The sequence below is a fragment of the Burkholderia sp. SIMBA_062 genome (assembly GCF_046534765.1).
Lineage (GTDB): Bacteria > Pseudomonadota > Gammaproteobacteria > Burkholderiales > Burkholderiaceae > Burkholderia > Burkholderia ambifaria.
In genome coordinates this window covers 202449-223447 of the sequence record NZ_JAWRYD010000004.1, presented here as the reverse complement: position 1 = coordinate 223447, position 20999 = coordinate 202449, and the positions used below count along the sequence as shown (strand labels likewise).

The window sequence follows — 20999 nt, the reverse complement described above, 5'->3', positions numbered from 1 at the left end:
TTTGCCGCGACGGGCAGCGTCCGACGCGCATCGGTGCGCGGTCGTTTCCTTTGCGCGCGGTTAGCGCATCCCGAGCCGCGTGCGCGCGACCAACAGTGCGACGAGACTCAACACCGCGCAGCCCATCAGATACAGTGCGGGCGACAGCCGGTTGCCGGTCGCGCTGATCAGCCACGTGATCACGAACGGCGCGAAGCCGCCGAACAGCGTGACGCCCGTGTTGTAGCTGACCGCGAGACCGGTCGCGCGGGTCTGCGCCGGGAACAGCTCGGCCATCAGTGCCGGCAGCGCGCCGCAGTACGTCGCCTTCAGCAGGCCGATCCAGATCAGCGCGGCGAGCATCGTCGAAAACGACGCATGATGCGTGAGCCACACGAACGTCGGCCAGACGGTCGCGAGCATCAACACGGCGGCCGCAGCCATCACGCGGATCCGCCCGGTGCGATCGGACAGATGGCCGACGAGCGGCGTGACGAGCGTCAGCACGAAGCCGGTCGCGAGCGTCGCCGCGAAGCCCGTCGATGCCGGCAGCCCGAGCTGCTTGATCGCATAAGTCGGCATGTACAGCACCATGTAGTTGATCGCGGTCGAGATCACGAGCACGCCGATCGACAGCAGCACGCGCATCTTCTGGTCCGCGAACAGCTCGCGCACGGGCGCCTCCGAGCGCGCCTGCGTCCGGAACTCGACCCCTTCGTCGACGTAGCGGCGGATATAGAGGCCGATCGGACCGATCGCGAGCCCGAACAGAAACGGTACGCGCCAGCCCCAGCTTTCGAGTTGCGCGGTGCTCAGCGTCGACGTCAGCAGCGCGCCGAAGCCCGACGCGAGCAGCGTCGCGAGCCCCTGGCTCGCGAATTGCCAGCTCGACATGAAGCCGCGCCGCTGCGGCGCATGTTCGACGAGGAACGCGGTCGAGCTCGCGAATTCGCCGCCGGCCGAAAAGCCCTGCATCAGCCGCGACAGCATGATCCCGAGCGGTGCGAGGACGCCGATCGACGCATAGGTCGGCATCAGCGCGATCAGCAGCGTGCCGACCATCATCATCGCGATCGACAGCAGCAGCGACGCCTTGCGGCCCGCGCGATCGGCGTAGGCGCCGAGCACGAAGCCGCCGATCGGCCGGATCAGGTAGGACAGCCCGAACGTGCCGAGCGTGAGCAGCAGCGACGTCGCCTCGCTGGTCGCGGGGAAGAACAGCTTGGCGATCGTCACCGCGAAAAAGCCGTAGACGATCAGGTCGAACCATTCGAGCGCATTGCCGATCGAGGCGGCGAAGATGATGCGCCGGATCTTCGCGGCGCTGGGGAGCGCGGCGTCCTGCGAGGTCAGGGTGGTCGTATTCATCGTGTGGGCAGGTCCCGAGAAAGGGGCGAATCGCGTTACAGGGCGGCGCCGGCCGCGGCGGGCGCCGCGCGGCGAACGGGCGGCGCGGCGTCGCCGAGATCCCAGAAGAGGCCGGCCATCATCTGCAGCCCCTCGCGCACGACGCTTGCGAGCAGATGCTCGTCGGGCGCGTGTTGCGAGCAGGCCGGATACGAGTGCGGCACCCACAGCGTCGGCAGTCCGAGCGTATCGGCGAACACTTCGTTCGGCAGCGTGCCGCCGAGGTTCGGCAGGATCGCGGGCTTCTTGCCGGTCGTGCGCGCGAGCGACGCGACGGCCCAGCGGACCCACGGATCGTCCGGCGGCAGGCGCGTCGCCGGCGCGCCGCGTTCGACGTCGATCTCGACGTCGGCGAAGCCGTGCGCATCGAGATGCGCGCGCAGGTGCGCATGCAGCGCTTGCCAGTCGGTGCCGACCACGAAACGCAGTTGGCAGTGCGCATACGCGACGGGCGGAATCGCGTTGACCGGATGGTCGGGATTGCCGGCCTTGAACGCGAGGATCTCGAACGCGTTCCAGCCGAACACGCGCTCGGCGGCGGACAGGCCAGGCTCGCCCCAGTCGGCGTCGAGCGCCGGATCGCCGGGGCCGCCGCCGACGGACAGGTCGGCGAGTGCGGTGCGCACGGCGGCCGGGATCGGCGGCGGGCGCAGCCCCGCCACCTGGATCGTGCCGCGCGCGTCGACGAGGCTCGCGAGCGCGTTCGCGAGCACGGTCGCCGGGTTGCGCAGCAGGCCGCCCCAGTTGCCGGAGTGATGGCCGCCGTCGCGGGCGTGCAGGCTCAGCTTGAAGTTGACCGCGCCACGCGAGCCGAGGAACACGGTCGGGCGTTCGGCGGTGACGCGCGGCCCGTCGGACGCGATCAGCACGTCCGCCGCGAGCGCGTCGCGCTCCTGGCGGCACAGCGCGTCGAGGCCCGGTGAACCCGCTTCCTCGCCCATCTCGATCAGCAGTTTCGCGTTGAAGCCGAGCTGGCCGCCGCGCGCGTCGAGCACGCTCGCCAGCGCGGCCAGGTTGATCGTGTGCTGGCCCTTGTTGTCGGCGCTGCCGCGGCCGTACCAGCGATCGCCGTCGACGGTCAGCGTCCACGGCGACAGCGGCGCGCGCCATTGCGCGTCGTAGCCGCGCACGACGTCGCCGTGGCCATAGATCAGGACGGTCGGCAGCGCGTCGTCCTCGTGGCGCGACGCCAGCAGAAACGGGCCGCCGCCGACGACGGGGTTCTCGACGATGCGCGACGTGAAGCCGAGGCGCGCGGCTTCCGGCGCGATCTCGTCGGTCAGGTACGCGCGCAATGCGGCGCCCGCGCCGCTGTCCTGGCTTTCGGTGCGCAGGCCGACGCGGCGGCTCAGGGTTGTGAAGAAGGCGCCCGATTCGAACTGGTTCAGCGCGTGCTGGATGGCGGCGGTACGGCTCAAGACGTGTCTCCTTAGTCGGTTTTCCTGCGGGCGCGGCGCGCATGGCGGGGAGTGCGATCGATTCTAGAAAGCCGCTTTTTTTGTCACAATGATCGAATTTCGAACATCTCGTTGCCGAAAAGGCAAAGCAAAGCGGCCCGGACCGAGGGCCCGGAGACAGAACGATGGCGGCTTTCCTGCATGGTCTTGCGCTGCGGTACTTCGTCGAAGTGGCGCGCACCGGGTCGATCAGCGACGCATCGGTACGGCTGCACGTGGCCGTCTCGGCGATCAGCCGGCAGATCGCGAAGCTCGAGAGCGAGCTCGGCGCGCCGCTGTTCGAGCGGCGGCCGCGTGGGATGACGCTGTCGGAGGCCGGCCAACGGCTGCTGGGCTTCGCGCAGCGCAGCCTGCTGGAGGCCGAGCACGTGATGAAGGAAATCGGCGGCCTGGAAGCGCTGCACGGCAGCCTGCTGAAGATCGTCTGCTCGGAAGGGTTCGCGATCGATTTCCTGCCGAGCGCGCTCGCGGGCTTCAAGGCGCGCCACCCGGGCGTCGAGTTCTCGGTGTGGGTCGTATCGCCGGCGGAGGCGACGCGGCGCGTGCGCGACGGCGACGCCGACATCGGGCTGACGTTCAGCCTGGCGCCGGAGCAGGGCGTGCGCGTGGAACATACGGAGCGTGCGCCCGTCTTCGCGCTCGTGCGGCGCGACCATCCGCTCGCGGCGCGCGACTCCGTGTCGCTCGCCGACGTCGCGCGGCACCCGCATGTGCTGCCGGAGGCCGGCACGACGGTGCGCCAGCTGATCGACATCGCGTGCGTGCTCGACGGGCTCATGCTCGAGCCGGAACTGACCAGCAACAACACCGCCGTGATGTACCGCTATGCGCAGCGCACCGGCGCGGTGATGTTCACGGGGCTGCTGTCGGTACGCGACCGCTTCGACTCGGACGGCTTCGTCGTCGTGCCCGTCACGAACCCGCAGTTGCGCGAGCGCAGCATCCAGGTGCAGACCATGGCGGGGCGCGACCTGCCCGCGTCGGTGCGCGCGTTTCGCGACCATCTGGTCGACGTGATGAGCGCCGCGTCGCCACCGCCCGTTGCCGCGCGCGGCCCGAGACGCCCGGGCGTGAGATAATCGCGAATCCGCCTTCCGTGCCCGTGCGGCTCACCGAGCCGCATCGCCCCTGTTCGACGCCAAATTGAAGAACCTGATTGTCACCCTCGATCGCGCCGGCGAGTTCGACGAGATCATCGACGTGCGTACGCCGCTCGAGTTCGCCGAGGACCATATTCCCGGCGCGCTGAACGCGCCCGTGCTCAGCAACGAGGAGCGCGTGATCGTCGGCACGATGTACCGTCAGGTGTCGCCGTACGAAGCGACGCGCGTCGGCGCGGCGATGGTCGCGCGCAACATCGCGCGCCATCTGGACACCACGTTCGCCGACCGTCCGCGCAACTGGCGGCCGCTTATCTACTGCTGGCGCGGCGGCAAGCGCTCGGGCTCGATGACGACCTGGTTCAACCTGATCGGCTGGCAGGCGCGGCAGCTCGACGGCGGCTACAAGGCATATCGCCGCTCGGTGTGCGCGACGCTCGATACGCTGCCCACGCGGTTCCGCTACATCGCGCTCGTCGGCCATACGGGCTGCGGCAAGACGCGGCTCTTGAACGCGCTGCGCGACGAAGGGGCGCAGACGCTCGATCTCGAGGCGCTCGCCTGCCACCGCGGCTCGCTGCTCGGCGCATTGCCGGGTGTGCCGCAGCCCGCGCAGAAGTCGTTCGATTCGGGCCTCGTCGGCACGCTGGAGCGTTTCGACCCCGCATGGCCCGTCTTCGTCGAATCGGAAAGCCGCAAGATCGGGCTCGTACAGTTGCCGCTCGCGCTGATGGACGCGTTTCGCGCGGGGCCGTGGGTGCAGGTCGAGGCCGAGCATGACGAACGCATCGCGTTCCTGCTCGAGGACTATGCGCACCTGTTCGACGAACCGGCCGCGTTCAAGGCGCAATTGCATCGACTGATCGGCCTGCACAGCCGGGAAGAGGTCGCGCGCTGGAACGCCCTGATCGATGCGAACGCGCGCGCCGAACTGTTCCGCACGCTGATCGACAAGCATTACGATCCTGCGTATGCACGCACCTATCGTTCGTCGTACGACAAATCGAACCGCGTGCTGACGTTCACTTTCCGGCCGAATGCGGCCGACGTGCGCCAGCAGGCGCGCGCGCTGCTCGACGCGCTCGCGCGCTCCGGCCTCGCGGCGTCGCCCGTCGCCGGCGCGGCAGCAGGATCCCCCATCGACACAAACCAATCGACCACCACACGATGACGACCACACGCACCCAACCCAATCCGGCGCTCGGCTGGATGACCTTCCTGCTGATCGCAGTCGCGGGACTGTTCTACGTGAAATGGTTCCCGTACTACAACAAGGCATTCGTCGCCGCCGAGCATCATTCGATCGGCCAGTCGATCCTGATGGGCACGTCGGCGAGCGCGCCCGAGCCGTCGCTGAAGGCGGCGCTCGACTACGCATGGGCATACGGCAAGGCGATCTGGCAGGCGATGGTGCTCGGCCTGTTGCTCGGTTCGGCCGTGCAGGCGCTGCTGCCCGCGCACTGGGTCGCACGCGTGCTCGGCCGCACGGGCTTCGGCAGTGTCGCCGCGGGCGGCCTGCTGTCGCTGCCCGGCATGATGTGCACGTGCTGCGCGGCGCCGGTCGTCGCCGGACTGCGCGCGCGGCACGCGTCGCCGGGCGGCGCGGTCGCGTTCTGGCTCGGCAACACGGTGCTGAATCCGGCCGCGCTGGTGTTCATGGGTTTCGTGCTCGGCTGGCACTGGAGCGCGCTGCGGCTCGTGCTCGGCATTGCGATGGTGTTCGGGATCGGCTATCTGCTGAACCGCATCGCGCGTCCCGAGGACCGCGGCATCGACGACGCGCACCTCGCCGCGCTGGCGGCCGGACAGGCCGCGGCCGGCAATCCGTTCGTCCGCTGGATCAAGCTGCTCGCGCGCATGGCCGTGCGGCTCGTGCCTGAATACATCGTGCTCGTGCTGCTGCTCGGCGCGGCGCGCGCCTGGCTGTTCCCGCATATCGGCCCGGATATCGGCAACCATCTGGGCTGGATCATCGCGTTCGCGGTTGCGGGCACGTTGTTCGTGATCCCGACGGCCGGCGAGGTGCCGATCATCCAGGCGATGCTGTCGCTCGGCATGGGTGTCGGCCCGGCCGCCGCGCTGCTGATGACGCTGCCGCCGATCAGCGTGCCGTCGCTCGCGATGCTCGCGCGTTCGTTCAAACCGTACATGCTGGCGATCGTCGCGGCCCTCGTCGTCGTGTTCGGGATCGCGAGCGGGCTGCTCGCGATCGCGTTCGGGTTCTGACGGCGACGCACGGGACGGCCAGCCGGCGCGACCTGCCCGGCAGCCGGCAACCGGGCCTGCGGGATGGCCGCTGCGCCGCGCGCTGACCGGTCCCGTCGCTTGATCGTCGTATTCATCCGGCGCTGCCGCTTCACGCGGGCGGCGCCCTTTACAAGAAGCAAACAGGAAAACGCATGACCCAACCGAAGATTCATCCTCGACTCGAAAAGGCGCTGACGCGCGGCGATCTCGCGATCCGCCAGGCCAATTCCGCGCGGGCGACTGCCGTGCTGAACGCGCTCGGCACGATGATCATCGAGGCCTCCGCCACGATCGGCGTCGAGGCCAGCATCGAGATTCCGCAGGGCGACCGCATTTACGATCCGGTAAACGGCCTGTGGCCGCAGAAGATGCTGGTGTCGTTCGACGGCCCGGTGGACGAAGCCGACGCGGAAGAGCTGCGTGCGGTCTATCTGATCGCCGACGATCCGGGTACGCAATTCCGCGTCGAATGGCATCGTGCGGACGGCAAGCTCGGTCGCCAGGAAGGCGGCCCGCTGGCGACCGTCGCTTTCCTGACCGACGTCGAGATCCCGTGGAGCGATGACGACGAGTAACGTCGTCCGAATGGCGTCTCGACGTCGTCGCAGCGGGCCGGCGGCCGGCGCGCCGGCCGTCAGCGCATCATCCGCCGCCGGAACAGCCACGCGCAGACCACGAATCCGCCGATCGCATAGCCGGCGAGCACCGCGAGATGCAGGCCGACGTCCGTCGCCGGCCGGCCGAGCATTGCGGGCCGGATCAGTTCGACCGCGTTCGCGAGCGGCAGCATGTGCGCCGCGCGCTGCGCGATCGGCGGTAGCTGCGTGATCGGAAAGAACACACCCGACAGCAGCAGCATCGGTGTCAGCACGAGCGTCTGATAGAACATGAAGAAGTCGTAGGACGGCGCGAGCGCCGTGACGATCATCGCGGTGCTCGCGAACGCGAGGCCGGCGAGCGCGATCACGGGCAGCGCCGCGAGCATCGACGGAAAATGCGCATAGCCGAGCAGGCCCGCGACGAGCATGATCGCGACGCCCGACAACAGCGCCTTGCTCGCACCCCAGACAATCTCGCCCAGCACGATGTCGCCCAGCGACAGCGGCGTGTGCATGATCGCTTCCCAGGTGCGCTGCACGTGCATCCGCGAGAAGCCTGAATACATCGACTCGAAGCTCGCGGACATCATCACGCTCGAACCGACCGTGCCGGCGGCGAGGAACGCGATATACGACACGCCGTCGACGTGACCGAGCATCAGGCCGAGCCCGAACCCCAGCCCGAACAGGTAGATCATCGGATCGGCGAGATTGCCGAACAGCGATGCGAGCGCGAGCTTGCGCCACACGAGGTAGTTGCGCCGCCACACGGCGATCCAGTTGGTCGCGTTCGCGGGCAGTGCGATCGCGAAGCGTGACTCGCGGGGCGGCGCGGACGGTGCCGCGGCGGAATAGTTGCGTGCGTCCATGATCGATCAGTCCTGCATTTCGCGGCCCGTGAGCCGCAGGAATACGTCTTCCAGATTGGCTGGACGATGCAGATAGCGCAACCCCACGCGCCCCTTGAGTCGCGCACTGAGCGGCTCGGGATCGGTCACGTAGCAGAACAGCGTTTCGCCGCTGATCTCGGTGTGCTTCGCGAACGGCGCCAACTCGTCGCGCAACGCGACCGGCTCAGGCCCGTAGATCTCGATCACGTCGCAGCCGATTTCGGACTCGATCAGCGCATGCGGCGCGCCTTCGGTGATCTTGCGACCTTCCTCGATCACGCACAGCCGGTCGCACAGGCGTTCGGCTTCTTCCATGAAATGCGTGGTGATCAGGATCGTCTTGCCGCGCGCGAGCAGCGAGCGCAACCGCTCCCACATCAGGTGCCGCGCCTGCGGATCGAGGCCCGTGGTCGGCTCGTCGAGCACCAGCACGTCGGGATCGTTGACGAGCGCACGGGCGAGCGTCAGACGCCGCTTCATCCCGCCCGACAGCTCGCCCACCTTTGCATCGGCCTTGTTTTCCAGCTTCGCGAATTCGAGCAGCGGCTGCACGAGCGCGCGTGCGGCTTGCGCCGACATCCCGAAATAGCGGCTGAACACGAGCAGGTTTTCGCGGACCGTGAAGTCCGGATCGAGGTTGTCGAACTGCGGGACGACACCGACGCGCCGGCGGGCATGCCGCGCGCGTGTCGGAACCGGTTCGCCGCACAGTGAAATGGCGCCGGCATCGGGATACACGAGGCCGAGCAGCATCTTCAGCGTCGTGGTCTTGCCGGCGCCGTTCGGCCCGAGCAGGCCGTAGCATTCGCCGGCCTGCACGTGAAAGGAGAGATCGTTGACGACGAGCTTGTCGCCATAACGCTTTTCAACGTTCCGGAAATCGATCGGTGCAACGGACATGGGCAGGTTGTCGTTGTAAGCGGGCGCGGACGCGTTTCGCGGCCGGCCGGCTGGCTGGGCTTGCGGGCCGGCGAACGGATCGGGCGAATGCGTGTCACATGGGCATGACCGGGGCGAACGCACGTCGAGGGCACGAACGGGCCATTCTAGTGCATCGGCTGCGTCTCTTCAGCGCATGCCGGCGCGGCACGGTGCATCGGCGCGCGGATCGTGCACCGCATCATCGTCGACGCGCCCCGCGTGGCGAATCAGCGTTTTCCATCCCTTGCGTCCTGAATTGCGGCGCACCATGATGAGTGCATAGCGCACGTAGTCGCGATAGGGAGGTTTCATGGCTAGCTACAACAAGATTCTGCTGTGCTACGACGGCACGCTCGAAGGGCGCAAGGCATTGCGATGCGGGGCCAATCTCGCGCTGGACCTGAAGGCGGAAACGCATTTGCTGTCGGTCGTCGACATGCGCTCGAGCATCGCGCAAAGCGCAGGCTTGCTGACCGACGTCGCGTGCGGCCGCTTCGAGGAAACCGCGCGCGAAATCCTGCAGGAAGGCGTGAACTGGCTGCGCGAGCGTGGCGTTCAGGCGGAAGGCCATTTCGCGTTCGGCTATCCGATCGACGAAATCGCGAATCTTGCGACGGAGTTGAAGGCCGACCTCGTCGTCGTCGGCCATCGGTGCCGCAGCGGGTTGTCGAGATGGTGGATGGGGTCGGGCAACACGCAACTGCTCGATCGCGTGAACTGCAGCATTCTGGTCGCGTGTTCGTCGGCCGAAGAGCAAAAGGCCGAAATCGCGCGCGAACGCGAAGCGGCCATCGCGAACGGCAAGTAACGCAGTAATCGCGTGAACGGCCGGATTGCCTGCGATTCAGGCGCGGTCGCGCGCAGTGCCGCATCAGCGGCATCGACCGCGACCGTCACTGCGATTGCGATTGCTCAGGCGTGCAGGTCGATCGCGGACAGCTTCCACGAGAACAGGCCGAAGCGGCGGAAGACCGCCGCATAGTGCGTGCCGTCGGCGCTGCGCTGGTACGTCACAACGAATTCATCGATATTCCGGTAGCCGGCGCTCGTTTGCCGCGGATGACCGGCCTCGCTCGGGCTCGCTGGCGCGGGTGCCGGCGCAGACGCAGCCGAGGCGGTGGTATTGCTGCCCGGCAGGGGTGCGCTAGCCGGATTGGCCGGTGGCGCGGCCGGTGCGTTGCCGGGCGCACCGCCTGACGGCGGCCCCGACCATTCGGGAGGCCGCTCGCCCGGATTACCGCGCGGCGGGATGCCGCTCATCAACGCCGCCACACCTTCCGGTGTCGCATAGGCATCGACCAGCGGGCCGATCAACGCAGATCCGATCAGCGCGCCAATCACCGCGAACGGATTGTCCTTCTTCACCGCGTCGATCCGACGCATCAACTCTTCCGTGACCTGCTGCTTCAGGCTGATGCGCAGCGACGGAAAGTCGACATATTCGCTGACCGCTTGCGCATCGCGCGCGTCGATCGCCGATTTCAGGCGACCTAGCGCGACGTACGGCGACGCGTATGCATAGCCGACCGCCACCAGGACGGCGACGGCCAGCACGACAATCAGCAGGGGCTTGAGCCGCCACGCGCGGCCCGAAGTTCCAGTCACGATGCCTCCGGTGGGAACAGGTTCCGCAATCAGAGACCGCCGTGCGTGGACGATCGTTCCTCGGCGATGCAGCGATCGATCATCCGGCACACGGCATCGATCGTCCCGACCATGATCAGCCGCGACCGACCGTGATAGACGCGCACGGGCGCACGGCGCGCCGGTTCCGCGTGATTCAGGCCGGCATTCAGCGAGACCCGCGCGAATGCGGGAAGCGCCGACGGCAGCAGCGACGCCTGCCGTTCGACTGCGACTTCTTGGCTCACCACGGGCGCCGCGGCGGACAGCGGCGCACAGGGCGTGCGGCCGCGCAGGTGACGCAGGCGACCGAATTGACGGAAAGGCAGCAAACGGGAAAGGCGTTCCATGGTGTTCTCCTCAGCGAGACCGATTGTCAGAGTTCGCCCGAGCGGATCAGCCCGACGGCGATGCCTTCCAGCGCGAATTCCGCGCTGCCGGCCTTGACGAAGATGTTTTCGTAATCCGGGTTCTCCGCGATCAGCTCGAGGCCGCCGGGCCGGCGCATCAGGCGCTTGACCGTGACGTCGTCGCCCAGACGCGCGACGATGATCTGGCCGTCCTTCGCTTCCGTGCGCTTCTGCACGGCGAGGAGGTCGCCGTCGAGAATGCCGGCGTCGCGCATCGACAGGCCGCGCACCTTCAGCAGGTAGTCGGGCTTGCTCGTGAACAGCGCGGGATCGCATGCGTAATGCTGCGAGATGTGCTCCTGCGCGAGGATCGGGCTACCGGCCGCCACGCGGCCGACGAGCGGCAGCGACAGTTGCATCAGGCCGGCATGCGGCAGCGTGAACTGGTGCGGGGCATCCTCGATGCCGAGCAGGCGGATGCCGCGCGACGCGCCGGCGGCGAGCTCGATCACGCCCTTGCGCGCCAGCGCCCGGAGGTGTTCCTCGGCCGCGTTCGGCGAGCTGAAACCCAGCTCGGCCGCGATCTCGGCGCGCGTGGGCGGGAAACCGGAGCGCTCGATCGCCCGGCGGATCAAGTCGAACACTTGCTGCTGACGTGCGGTGAGTTTGGTCATGGCTTAACTGTATGGATAGACAGTGAGCTGTATTTTTATACAGTACTTCGCGAATTTCAAGTGTTACTTGAGGTTCGACGCGATCGCGCCGGTTCCGCCGCGATTTCGCGACGTCCTGACGCCGGTTTGTCTGCCTCAACCGTCCGCCCAGTCTGCGTTAGCACTTTTGAGTATTAAAAAATGAATAACGATTATTTTTAATCATGTAACCCGTTCGCTAGACTGGCCCGACATCGCAACACCGACAACACTGGAGAACCAAGGATGGCGAAGCGCAATACGGGGCTGGTAGGCGGAGCGGGCCGCCTGATCGCAACACTCGCGCTGGGCGCGGCGGCGGCGCTGGGCGTCGTGACGCATGCCCAGGCCGATACGACGTTCCTGAACGTGTCGTACGACCCGACGCGCGAGCTGTATCAGGATTTCAACCAGGCGTTCGGCAAGGAGTGGAAGGCGAAGACGGGCGAGACGGTCAACTTCAAGCAGTCGCACGGCGGCTCGGGCGCGCAGGCGCGCTCGGTGCTCGACGGCCTGCAGGCCGACGTCGTCACGCTGGCGCTCGCCTACGACATCGACGCGCTCGCCAACAAGGGGCTGGTGAACAAGGACTGGCAGAAGCGCCTGCCGGACAACGCATCGCCGTACACGTCGACGATCGTGTTCCTCGTGCGCAAGGGCAACCCGAAAGGGATCAAGGACTGGGACGACCTGACCAAGCCGGGCATCTCGATCGTCACGCCGAACCCGAAGACTTCGGGCGGCGCGCGCTGGAACTACCTGGCCGCATGGGCGTATGCCGTGCACAAGCCGGGCGGTAACGAGCAGGGCGCGAAGGAATTCGTGACGAAGCTCTACAAGAATGCAGGCGTGCTCGATTCGGGCGCGCGTGGCGCGACGACGAGCTTCGTGCAGCGCGGGATCGGCGACGTGCTGATCGCGTGGGAGAACGAGGCGTTCCTGTCGATCAAGGAATTCGGCACCGACAAGTTCGAGATCGTCGTGCCGTCGGTGAGCATCCTGGCCGAGCCGCCCGTCGCGGTGGTCGACAAGGTGGTGGACAAGAAGGGCACGCGCAAGCTGGCGGACGCCTACCTGAATTTCCTGTACAGCCCGCAGGGCCAGGAGATCGCTGCGCGCAACTACTACCGTCCGCGTTCGAAGAACGTGCCGGCGGAGCTGACCAAGCAGTTCCCGAAGCTGAAGTTGTATACGGTCGACGACACGTTCGGCGGCTGGACGAATGCGCAGAAGACGCATTTCGCGGACGGCGGCGTGTTCGACTCGATCTACAAGCCGCAGTAACGCGAACAGTAACGCCACGCAGCAAACCCATAACGACAGCGGCGCGCCACGACAGCGCGCCGCATCCCCGACGGCCGCCGGCGCGATTCCCCGCGCCGGCGTTTGCGTCGGACCCATGAGCAGCATCGACCCAGCAAGAGCATCCGATGACGACGTACACCTTTCGCAAGCCGAGCGCGCTGCCCGGTTTCGGCGTGACGCTCGGCATCACGGTGGCCTATTTGAGCCTCGTGGTGCTGATCCCGCTCGCCGCCACGTTCCTGAAGACCGCGACGCTGTCGTGGGACCAGTTCGTCACCGCCGTCACGTCGCCGCGCGTGCTCGCGTCGTATCGGCTGACGTTTTCCGCCGCCTTGGGCGGCGCATTGATCAACGCCGTGTTCGGCTTTCTCGTCGCGTGGGTGCTGGTGCGCTACCGGTTCCCGCTCAAGCGCCTCGTCGACGCGATCGTCGACCTGCCGTTCGCGTTGCCGACCTCGGTCGCGGGCATTTCGCTTGCAGCCGTCTATGCGACCAACGGCTGGGTCGGCCAGTATCTCGCGCCGTTCGGCATCAAGATCGCGTTCACGCCCATCGGCGTGCTGGTGGCGCTGACCTTCATCGGGCTGCCGTTCGTCGTGCGCACCGTGCAGCCCGTGCTCGAGGATTTCGAGCGCGAGCAGGAGGAGGCCGCCGCGTGTCTCGGTGCATCGCGCTGGCTGACGTTCCGCCGCGTCGTGCTGCCGGCCGTGCTGCCGGCGCTGCTCACCGGCTTCGCGCTGTCGTTCGCGCGCGCGCTCGGCGAATACGGATCGGTGATCTTCATCGCCGGCAACGTGCCGATGAAATCGGAGATCACGTCGCTCTTGATCATCACGAAGCTCGAGCAGTACGACTACGCGGGCGCGACCGCGCTGGCGGTCGTGATGCTGGTCGTGTCGTTCCTGATGCTGCTGCTGATCAACACGCTGCAGTGGTATCTGCTGCGTCGTACGAGCAAGGGGGCGAGCGGCCCTGCGCCGTCGAGCGCAACCATTGCCGCGACCGCCGCAGGAGGCCAGCAATGAGCCAGGAGTCCAGTGCCGTGCTGAACAACCCGTCCGCCGCGCGTGCGCGTGCCGCGAAACAGCCCGACCCCGTCAGCGAGTCGCGCGTCGTGCGCTGGCTGCTCACGGGCATCGCGCTGGCGTTCCTCGCGTTCTTCCTCGTCGTGCCGCTCGCCGCGGTGTTCTTCGAGGCGCTGCGCAAGGGCGTCGGCTTCTATCTCGAATCGCTCGCCGATCCGGACGCATGGTCGGCGATCAAGCTGACGCTGACCGTCGCCGTGATCGCGGTGCCGCTGAACCTCGTGTTCGGCGTGTGCGCGTCGTGGGCGATCGCGAAGTTCGAATTCCGCGGCAAGGCGTTGCTGACCACGCTGATCGACCTGCCGTTCTCCGTGTCGCCGGTGATCTCGGGCCTCGTCTATGTGCTGCTGTTCGGCGCGCAGGGCTGGCTCGGGCCGTGGCTGCAGAACCACGACGTGCAGATCATCTTCGCGGTGCCGGGCATCGTGCTCGCGACGATCTTCGTCACGTTCCCGTTCGTCGCGCGCGAGCTGATCCCGCTGATGCAGGCGCAGGGCACCGACGAAGAAGAAGCCGCGCGCGTGCTGGGCGCGTCGGGCTGGCAGATTTTCCGGCGCGTGACGCTGCCGAACGTGAAGTGGGGCCTGCTGTACGGCGTGATCCTGTGCAATGCGCGCGCGATGGGCGAGTTCGGTGCGGTGTCGGTCGTGTCCGGCCACATTCGCGGCGTGACCGACACGATGCCGCTGCACGTCGAGATCCTGTACAACGAATACAACTTCGCGGCGGCGTTCGCCGTGGCGTCGGTGCTGGCGCTGCTCGCGCTCGTCACGCTCGCGCTGAAGCTGCTCGCCGAGCGTCATCTCGCCGCCGAACTGGCCGGCGCACGCGATGACGTTCCCGCTCATGCCGGCCCCGTCGCCGCCATTTCGTCGAAATCGTAAAGAGGCAACCAGAATGGGTATCACCGTCCGTCACCTTCAGAAGCGCTTCGGCGATTTCACCGCCCTCGACAACGTGTCGCTCGACTTCCCCGCAGGCGAGCTCGTCGCGCTGCTCGGGCCGTCCGGCTGCGGCAAGACCACGCTGCTGCGCGTGATCGCGGGCCTCGAGCACGCGGACGCCGGCCAGGTCGTGCTGCAGGGGCTCGACGTTGCATCGGTCGGCGCGCGCGATCGTCAGGTCGGCTTCGTGTTCCAGCATTACGCGCTGTTTCGCCACATGACCGTATTCGAGAACGTCGCGTTCGGGCTGCGCGTGAAGCCGCGCCGCGAGCGGCCGTCGGAAGCCGTGATCCGCGACAAGGTGCACGAGCTGCTGAAGCTCGTGCAGCTCGACTGGCTCGCGCAGCGCTATCCGTCCGAGCTGTCGGGCGGCCAGCGCCAGCGGATCGCGCTCGCCCGCGCGCTCGCGGTCGAGCCGAAGGTGCTGCTGCTCGACGAGCCGTTCGGCGCGCTCGACGCGAAGGTGCGCAAGGAACTGCGCGGCTGGCTGCGGCGCCTGCACGACGACCTGCACATCTCGACGATCTTCGTCACGCACGACCAGGAAGAGGCGCTGGAAGTGGCCGACCGGATCGTCGTGCTGAACCGCGGGCACGTGGAGCAGGTCGGCAGCCCGCAGGACGTCTACGATCATCCGCAAAGCGCGTTCGTCTACGAGTTCCTCGGCGCGGCGAACCGCCTGCCGGGCACGGTCGCCGGCCGTGGCTTCGTCGCCGAGGGCGCGGCGGCGCCGATCACGGTCGATGCCGATTTCGCGGGCCCCGCGAACGCGTACGTGCGGCCGCACGACCTGCAGCTGTGGCCGGCCGGCGACGGTCATCGCGACGGTATCGCGGTGGACGTGCGCCGCGTGATCCCGCTCGGCGGCTCGGTGCGGGTCGAACTCGAGGCGCGCACGGGCGGCGCACTCGAAGCGGAACTCGATCGCGACGCGTGGCGTGCGCTCGCGCTGCAGGTCGGCGACGGCGCGACGGCCGTGCCGCGCGCGGTGCGCGTATTTCCCGCACACTGACGTCCGAACCCGGTAAAGAGAAGAGGGCGGATACCGCTCCGGAGCGACATTCGAACAACGACAGCCTAAGAGGCATACCCATGAATTTTCAGCAATTGCGTTTCGTGCGCGAAGCCGTGCGTCAGAACATGAACCTGACGGAAGTCGCGAACGTGCTGTACACGTCGCAGTCCGGCGTGTCGAAGCAGATCAAGGATCTCGAGGACGAACTGGGCGTCGACATCTTCATCCGGCGCGGCAAGCGGCTCACGGGGCTCACGGAGCCCGGCAAGGCCGTGCACCAGCTGATCGAGCGGATGCTGCTCGACGCCGAGAACCTGCGCCGCGTCGCGCGCCAGTTCGCGGATCAGGACAGCGGCCACCTCGTCGTCGCGACGACGCACACGCAGGCGCGCTACGCACTGCCGAAGGTGATCCGGCAGTTCACCGACGTGTTCCCGAAGGTGCATCTCGCGCTGCGCCAGGGCAGCCCGCAGCAGATCGCGCAGATGATCCTGAACGGCGAAGCCGATCTCGGCATCTCGACCGAGGCGCTCGACCGCTATCCGGACATCGTGACGTTCCCGTGCTATTCGTGGCACCACACGGTCGTCGTGCCGAAGGGGCATCCGCTCGTCGGCCGCGAGAACCTGACGCTCGACGAAATCGCCGAGTATCCGATCATCACGTATGACCAGGACTTCACGGGCCGCTCGCACATCGACCAGGCGTTCACGCAGGCCGGCGCGGTGCCCGACGTCGTGCTGACCGCGATCGACGCGGACGTGATCAAGACCTACGTCGAGCTCGGGATGGGGATCGGCGTCGTCGCGGCGATGGCCTTCGATCCGCAGCGCGACACCGGGCTCGTCGCGCTCGACACGCAGCACCTGTTCGAGGCGAGCACGACGCGGGTCGGGCTGCGCAAGGGCGCGTTCCTGCGCGCGTATGCGTACCGGCTGATCGAGATGTTCGCGCCGCACCTGAACGAAGCGGAAATCGCCGGGCGGCTGCGCGAAGCGGTCTGACGGCGGGGCGATGTTCCGGGGGGCGCGGCGAGCGCCCGCCGGACGGGCTGCATGAGGGCCGCACTTATGCGCCGATTACAAGAACAACAAGAGGGCACATTCGAATGCTCGCGTCGATCTTCTCGACCGGGCCAATTTGACAAAGATATGACTTGATGCGCCGGAACGCGGGTCGGCAAAGCGCGTCGGCGCTGCCTCGGACCTGCGACGGCGAGCGCATCGCACGCATCGCGGCGAATGGAAATCCACAGAGCGCGCCCGCGGAAAAAGCAGGGCGAATTCGACGCACAAGACGGATTCGACGAAGTCCGATCACCGAACCCGAACCGCGAACCCGATGTAACGCGCCGCAATCGGCGCGCGTCACCACGTGCTCCGAATAAACCCTTAATTATTGATCAGACGGGTTGCGCGTCGCCCCGAAACGGTACAGCATAGCCTCCACTCCGCCGGCTTCCCGCCGGCGGTGGCGCGTCGACGACAGCACGTGCCAGGCAGTCGGCCGTCTGCCCCGCTTCCATTCCTTGGTACCGACAAGCAGCATCGATGGCCAGTATCCGGGTAGTGTGGCGCAAACGTTTGCTCACATTAAAACAACAACCAGACAACAATCCGGCCCAGCGGGCCAGTTGCCAGGAGATGTGTATGAATGTCCTCTTTCGCCGTCGCTTCCTGACCGCCGCGCTTGCCGCCGTCGCGGTCGCCGCCGCCCCGGCCGTCCATGCGCAAGCGCCGGGCAAGCCGAAGGTCGCGCTCGTGATGAAGTCGCTCGCCAACGAGTTCTTCCTGACGATGGAAACCGGCGCGAAGGAATACCAGAAGCACAACGCCGGCCAGTTCGACCTGATCACGAACGGCATCAAGGACGAGACCGACACCGCGAACCAGATCCGCATCGTCGAGCAGATGATCGTGTCCAAGGTCGATGCGATCGTGCTCGCGCCGGCTGATTCGAAGGCGCTCGTGCCGGTCGTGAAGAAGGCGATCGACGCGGGCATCATCGTCGTGAACATCGACAACCGGCTCGATCCCGACGTGCTGAAGTCGAAGCACCTGAACGTGCCGTTCGTCGGCCCCGACAACCGCAAGGGCGCGCGCAAGATCGGCGATTACCTCGCGAAGCGGCTGAAGGCGGGCGACCAGGTCGGCATCATCGAAGGCGTGTCGACGACGACCAACGCGCAGCAGCGCACGGCCGGCTTCCAGGATGCGATGAAGGCGGGCGGGATGAAGGCCGTGTCGGTGCAGTCGGGCGAATGGGAGATCGACAAGGGCAATGCGGTCGCGTCCGCGATGCTCAACGAATACCCGAACCTGCGGGCGCTGCTGTGCGGCAACGACAACATGGCGATCGGCGCGGTGTCGGCGGTGCGGGCGGCGGGCAAGCAGGGCAAGGTGTTCGTGGTCGGCTACGACAACATCAACGCGATCAAGCCGATGCTCAAGGACGGCCGCGTGCTCGCGACCGCCGACCAGTACGCGGCGAAGCAGGCCGTGTTCGGCATCGACACGGCGCTCAAGGCGATTGCCGAGCATCGCAAGCAGGCCGACATGACCGGCGTGGTCGAGACGCCGGTGGATCTCGTGACGAAGTAACGCCGCCCCGCCGCGGCCGCCACGCTCAAGAATCCGGGCCGGCGGCCGTTATACGGAGTGAGCGCGATCACGGCCACTGCATTCACATGCACTTGTGAGCGTCATACCCGCGCGTCGCGTGCGCGCGGCCGCAATCAGGATCGCGATGGAACCGACCTTCCAACCCTCCCGTTCAGCTGCTCCCGTGCTGTCCGTCTCCGGTGTGGGCAAGACCTACGCCGAACCGGTGCTCGCCGACGTCACGCTGACGCTCGCGCCGGGCGAAGCGCTCGCGCTGACGGGCGAGAACGGCGCAGGAAAGAGCACGCTGTCGAAGATCATCGGCGGGCTCGTCGACCCGACGACCGGCACGATGCAGCTCGGCGGCGAAGCTTATGCGCCGGCGAGCCGCACGCAGGCCGAGGCACTCGGCGTGCGCATGGTGATGCAGGAGCTGAATCTGCTGCCGACGCTGACGATCGCCGAAAACCTGTTTTTGAACCGTTTGCCGCGACGCTTCGGCATCATCGACCGCGCGCGGCTGCATGACGACGCGCAGGCGGCGATGGCGCGTGTCGGGCTCGACGCGGTCGACCCCGATACGCCGGTCGGTGCGCTCGGCATCGGCCACCAGCAGATGGTCGAGATCGCGCGCAACCTGATCGGCGACTGCCGCGTGCTGATCCTCGACGAACCGACCGCGATGCTGACCGCGCGCGAGGTCGCGCTGCTGTTCGAGCAGATCGACCGGTTGAAGGCGCGCGGCGTGGCGATCGTCTACATCTCGCACCGGCTCGAGGAGCTCGCGCGCGTCGCCGAGCGCGTCGCGGTGCTGCGCGACGGCCGGCTCGTGCACGTCGGCGACATGGCCGCGACAACGTCCGACGGGCTCGTCACGCTGATGGTCGGACGCGAGATCGGCGAGCACATCGATCTCGGCACGCGCCGGATCGGCGCGCCGCGACTCGCCGTGTCGGGCATGACGCGCGGCACGGCGGTGCAGGACGTGTCGCTCGAAGTGCGCTCGGGCGAAATCTTCGGCATCTCGGGGCTGATCGGCGCGGGGCGCACCGAGTTGCTGCGGCTGATCTACGGCGCGGATACGCCGGACGCCGGGATGATCTCGGTCGGCGATCCGCTGAAGCCGGCGCGCATCGGATCGCCCGTCGACGCGGTGCGGCACGGCATCGCGCTGATCACCGAGGACCGCAAGGGCGAAGGGCTGCTGCTGTCGCAGTCGGTCACGTCGAACGTGTCGCTCGGCCAGCTCGAGCGGCTCGCGCGCGGCGGCATCGTCGATACGGCGCGCGAAACGGCGCTCGCCGAGCAGCAGATCGACGCGTTGCGGATCCGCACGCACGGCGCCGCGCAGCCGGTCGGCGAACTGTCGGGCGGCAACCAGCAGAAGGTCGTGATCGGCCGCTGGCTCGCCCGCGACATGGGCGTGCTGCTGTTCGACGAGCCGACCCGCGGAATCGACGTCGGCGCCAAATTCGAGATCTACACGCTGATGGGCGCGCTGGCGCGCGAGGGCCGCGCGCTGGTCGTCGTATCGAGCGATCTGCGCGAGCTGATGCTGATCTGCGACCGGATCGGCGTGATGTCGGCCGGCCGCATGACCGCCGTGTTCGAACGCGGCAACTGGACCCAGGATGCGCTGCTGGCCGCGGCGTTCGCCGGCTTCGGCCGCGAAGCGCTGCCCGAAGGCGCGCGCCACCCGGATGCGCAAGCGGCGCCGCGCGCGGCTTCCGGCACTTCGACGACAGGACGACAGCAATGACCCAGCCTCCCGTAACCCCGGGCGACGCAGGCGCGCAGCAGGACGTGACGGGGCGCCGCGCGCGCACGCTGTCCGGCACGCGGCTCGGCCTGTCGAACTATCTCGGGCTCGCCGGTGCGCTCGCCGCGATGATCGCGCTGTTTTCCGCGCTGAGCTCGCATTTCCTGACCTACGATACGTTCAGTACGATCGCGAACCAGATCCCCGATCTCGTCGTGATGTCGGTCGGGATGACCTTCGTGCTGATCATCGCCGGCATCGACCTGTCGGTCGGCTCGGTGCTCGCGCTGGCCGCGTCGATGGTCAGCGTGGCCGCGCTGAAATGGCAGTGGGGGCCGCTGCCCGCCGCGCTGATCGGGATCGCGGTCGCGACCGCGACCGGCTCGCTGACCGGCGCGATCACGGTCGGGTGGCGGATTCCGTCATTCATCGTGTCGCTCGGCGTGCTCGAGGCCGCGCGCGGCGTCGCTTACCAGCTGACGAATTCGCGCACGGCCTACATCGGCGACGCGTTCGATTTCCTGTCGAACCCGATCGCGCTCGGCATCTCGCCTGCGTTCCTGATCGCGGTCGCGGTGATGATCGCGGCACAGTTCGTGCTCACGCGGACCGTGTTCGGGCGCTATCTCGTCGGGATCGGCACGAACGAGGAAGCAGTGCGGCTCGCCGGGGTTAACCCGCGGCCGTATAAAATCCTCGTATTCGCATTGATGGGCGCGCTCGCGGGGCTCGCGTCGCTGTTCCAGATCTCGCGGCTCGAGGCCGCCGATCCGAACGCGGGCGCGGGCCTCGAACTGCAGGTGATCGCGGCCGTCGTGATCGGCGGCACGAGCCTGATGGGCGGGCGCGGCTCGGTGATCAGCACGTTCTTCGGCGTGTTGATCATCTCCGTGCTGGCCGCGGGCCTGGCGCAGATCGGCGCGAACGAGCCGACCAAACGGATCATCACCGGGGCGGTGATCGTGGTGGCGGTCGTGCTCGATACGTATCGCAGCCGGCGCGCGCGCGCCCGGTAAGAACTACACA

The 20999-nt window shown here is 67.5% G+C and carries 21 protein-coding genes; 13 read left to right on the top strand and 8 right to left on the bottom strand.

Annotated features, from left to right (window positions below; all coding sequences use genetic code 11):
• Positions 1 to 60: 60 nt before the first annotated feature.
• Together SB786_RS05900 and SB786_RS05895 are read right to left on the bottom strand one after the other, a co-directional pair.
• Positions 61 to 1347 carry an MFS transporter gene (locus SB786_RS05900; protein WP_410726699.1) on the bottom strand — a complete coding sequence of 429 codons (1287 nt, stop codon included), beginning with the start codon at positions 1345 to 1347 and terminating at the stop codon, positions 61 to 63.
• Positions 1348 to 1382: 35 nt separating this feature from the next.
• Positions 1383 to 2804, bottom strand: a complete 1422-nt coding sequence (locus SB786_RS05895; protein WP_410726698.1) for a M20 family metallopeptidase — start codon at positions 2802 to 2804, stop codon at positions 1383 to 1385.
• Positions 2805 to 2968: 164 nt separating this feature from the next.
• Here SB786_RS05895 and SB786_RS05890 point away from each other — a divergent pair, with 164 nt between their 5' ends.
• From SB786_RS05890 to SB786_RS05875, 4 genes are all read left to right on the top strand, one after another.
• Complete coding sequence (locus tag SB786_RS05890; protein WP_410726697.1) at positions 2969 to 3922, top strand: LysR substrate-binding domain-containing protein; 954 nt, start codon at positions 2969 to 2971, stop codon at positions 3920 to 3922.
• A gap of 64 nt (positions 3923 to 3986) precedes the next feature.
• Positions 3987 to 5114, top strand: a complete 1128-nt coding sequence (gene mnmH, locus SB786_RS05885) for a tRNA 2-selenouridine(34) synthase MnmH (protein ID WP_410726696.1) — start codon at positions 3987 to 3989, stop codon at positions 5112 to 5114.
• A complete protein-coding gene (locus SB786_RS05880; protein ID WP_006759453.1) occupies positions 5111 to 6169 on the top strand; it encodes a permease in 1059 nt (352 codons plus the stop codon). Before mnmH ends, SB786_RS05880 begins: the two co-directional genes overlap by 4 nt.
• Positions 6170 to 6342: 173 nt before the next feature.
• Positions 6343 to 6765, top strand: a complete 423-nt coding sequence (locus SB786_RS05875; RefSeq protein WP_006759454.1) for a hypothetical protein — start codon at positions 6343 to 6345, stop codon at positions 6763 to 6765.
• 59 nt (positions 6766 to 6824) lie between these two features.
• Here the strand turns inward: SB786_RS05875 and SB786_RS05870 are convergent, their stop codons facing one another.
• From SB786_RS05870 to SB786_RS05860, 3 genes are all read right to left on the bottom strand, one after another.
• Positions 6825 to 7658, bottom strand: a complete 834-nt coding sequence (locus SB786_RS05870; protein ID WP_410726695.1) for an ABC transporter permease — start codon at positions 7656 to 7658, stop codon at positions 6825 to 6827.
• A 6-nt stretch (positions 7659 to 7664) separates the two neighbouring features.
• Positions 7665 to 8579, bottom strand: coding sequence for a nodulation factor ABC transporter ATP-binding protein NodI (gene nodI, locus SB786_RS05865; RefSeq protein WP_410726694.1), 915 nt, complete (start codon positions 8577 to 8579; stop codon positions 7665 to 7667).
• A 168-nt stretch (positions 8580 to 8747) separates the two neighbouring features.
• Positions 8748 to 8912 carry a hypothetical protein gene (locus SB786_RS05860; protein WP_410726693.1) on the bottom strand — a complete coding sequence of 55 codons (165 nt, stop codon included), beginning with the start codon at positions 8910 to 8912 and terminating at the stop codon, positions 8748 to 8750.
• Here SB786_RS05860 and SB786_RS05855 point away from each other — a divergent pair.
• Positions 8911 to 9408: a universal stress protein gene (locus SB786_RS05855; protein ID WP_410726692.1), complete on the top strand. Its 498-nt coding sequence runs from the start codon at positions 8911 to 8913 to the stop codon at positions 9406 to 9408. The two genes, SB786_RS05860 and SB786_RS05855, sit on opposite strands and share 2 nt — an antisense overlap.
• Positions 9409 to 9512: 104 nt before the next feature.
• On the opposite strand, the gene SB786_RS05850 is transcribed toward SB786_RS05855, so the two are convergent.
• From SB786_RS05850 to lexA, 3 genes are read right to left on the bottom strand one after another with little or no spacing between them, the layout of a single operon-like run.
• Complete coding sequence (locus SB786_RS05850; RefSeq protein ID WP_410726691.1) at positions 9513 to 10205, bottom strand: DUF2939 domain-containing protein; 693 nt, start codon at positions 10203 to 10205, stop codon at positions 9513 to 9515.
• A gap of 29 nt (positions 10206 to 10234) precedes the next feature.
• On the bottom strand, positions 10235 to 10573 hold the full coding sequence (locus SB786_RS05845; RefSeq protein ID WP_006754654.1) for a hypothetical protein: 339 nt from the start codon (positions 10571 to 10573) through the stop codon (positions 10235 to 10237).
• Positions 10574 to 10599: 26 nt separating this feature from the next.
• Positions 10600 to 11247 carry a transcriptional repressor LexA gene (gene lexA / locus SB786_RS05840; RefSeq protein WP_006759459.1) on the bottom strand — a complete coding sequence of 216 codons (648 nt, stop codon included), beginning with the start codon at positions 11245 to 11247 and terminating at the stop codon, positions 10600 to 10602.
• Between the two features lie 264 nt (positions 11248 to 11511).
• Here lexA and SB786_RS05835 point away from each other — a divergent pair, with 264 nt between their 5' ends.
• From SB786_RS05835 to SB786_RS05800, 8 genes are all read left to right on the top strand, one after another.
• Positions 11512 to 12549, top strand: coding sequence for a sulfate ABC transporter substrate-binding protein (locus SB786_RS05835; protein ID WP_410726690.1), 1038 nt, complete (start codon positions 11512 to 11514; stop codon positions 12547 to 12549).
• Positions 12550 to 12695: 146 nt separating this feature from the next.
• Positions 12696 to 13595, top strand: a complete 900-nt coding sequence (gene cysT, locus SB786_RS05830) for a sulfate ABC transporter permease subunit CysT (protein WP_410726689.1) — start codon at positions 12696 to 12698, stop codon at positions 13593 to 13595.
• Positions 13592 to 14539, top strand: a complete 948-nt coding sequence (cysW, locus tag SB786_RS05825) for a sulfate ABC transporter permease subunit CysW (protein ID WP_006759462.1) — start codon at positions 13592 to 13594, stop codon at positions 14537 to 14539. Before cysT ends, cysW begins: the two co-directional genes overlap by 4 nt.
• Before the next feature lie 13 nt (positions 14540 to 14552).
• Entirely contained in the window at positions 14553 to 15611 is a 1059-nt protein-coding gene (locus tag SB786_RS05820) for a sulfate/molybdate ABC transporter ATP-binding protein (protein WP_410726688.1), read from the top strand.
• Between the two features lie 80 nt (positions 15612 to 15691).
• The gene (locus tag SB786_RS05815; protein ID WP_410726687.1) at positions 15692 to 16618 is read left to right on the top strand and encodes a CysB family HTH-type transcriptional regulator; all 927 of its coding nucleotides are present in this window, start codon (positions 15692 to 15694) and stop codon (positions 16616 to 16618) included.
• A gap of 645 nt (positions 16619 to 17263) precedes the next feature.
• Positions 17264 to 18214 (top strand): sugar ABC transporter substrate-binding protein, encoded by a 951-nt coding sequence (locus tag SB786_RS05810; protein ID WP_410726686.1) that lies wholly within the window; start codon positions 17264 to 17266, stop codon positions 18212 to 18214.
• Positions 18215 to 18359: 145 nt separating this feature from the next.
• Entirely contained in the window at positions 18360 to 19973 is a 1614-nt protein-coding gene (locus SB786_RS05805; RefSeq protein ID WP_410726685.1) for a sugar ABC transporter ATP-binding protein, read from the top strand.
• The gene (locus SB786_RS05800; protein ID WP_410726684.1) at positions 19970 to 20989 is read left to right on the top strand and encodes an ABC transporter permease; all 1020 of its coding nucleotides are present in this window, start codon (positions 19970 to 19972) and stop codon (positions 20987 to 20989) included. Before SB786_RS05805 ends, SB786_RS05800 begins: the two co-directional genes overlap by 4 nt.
• The last annotated feature ends 10 nt before the right edge of the window (positions 20990 to 20999 follow it).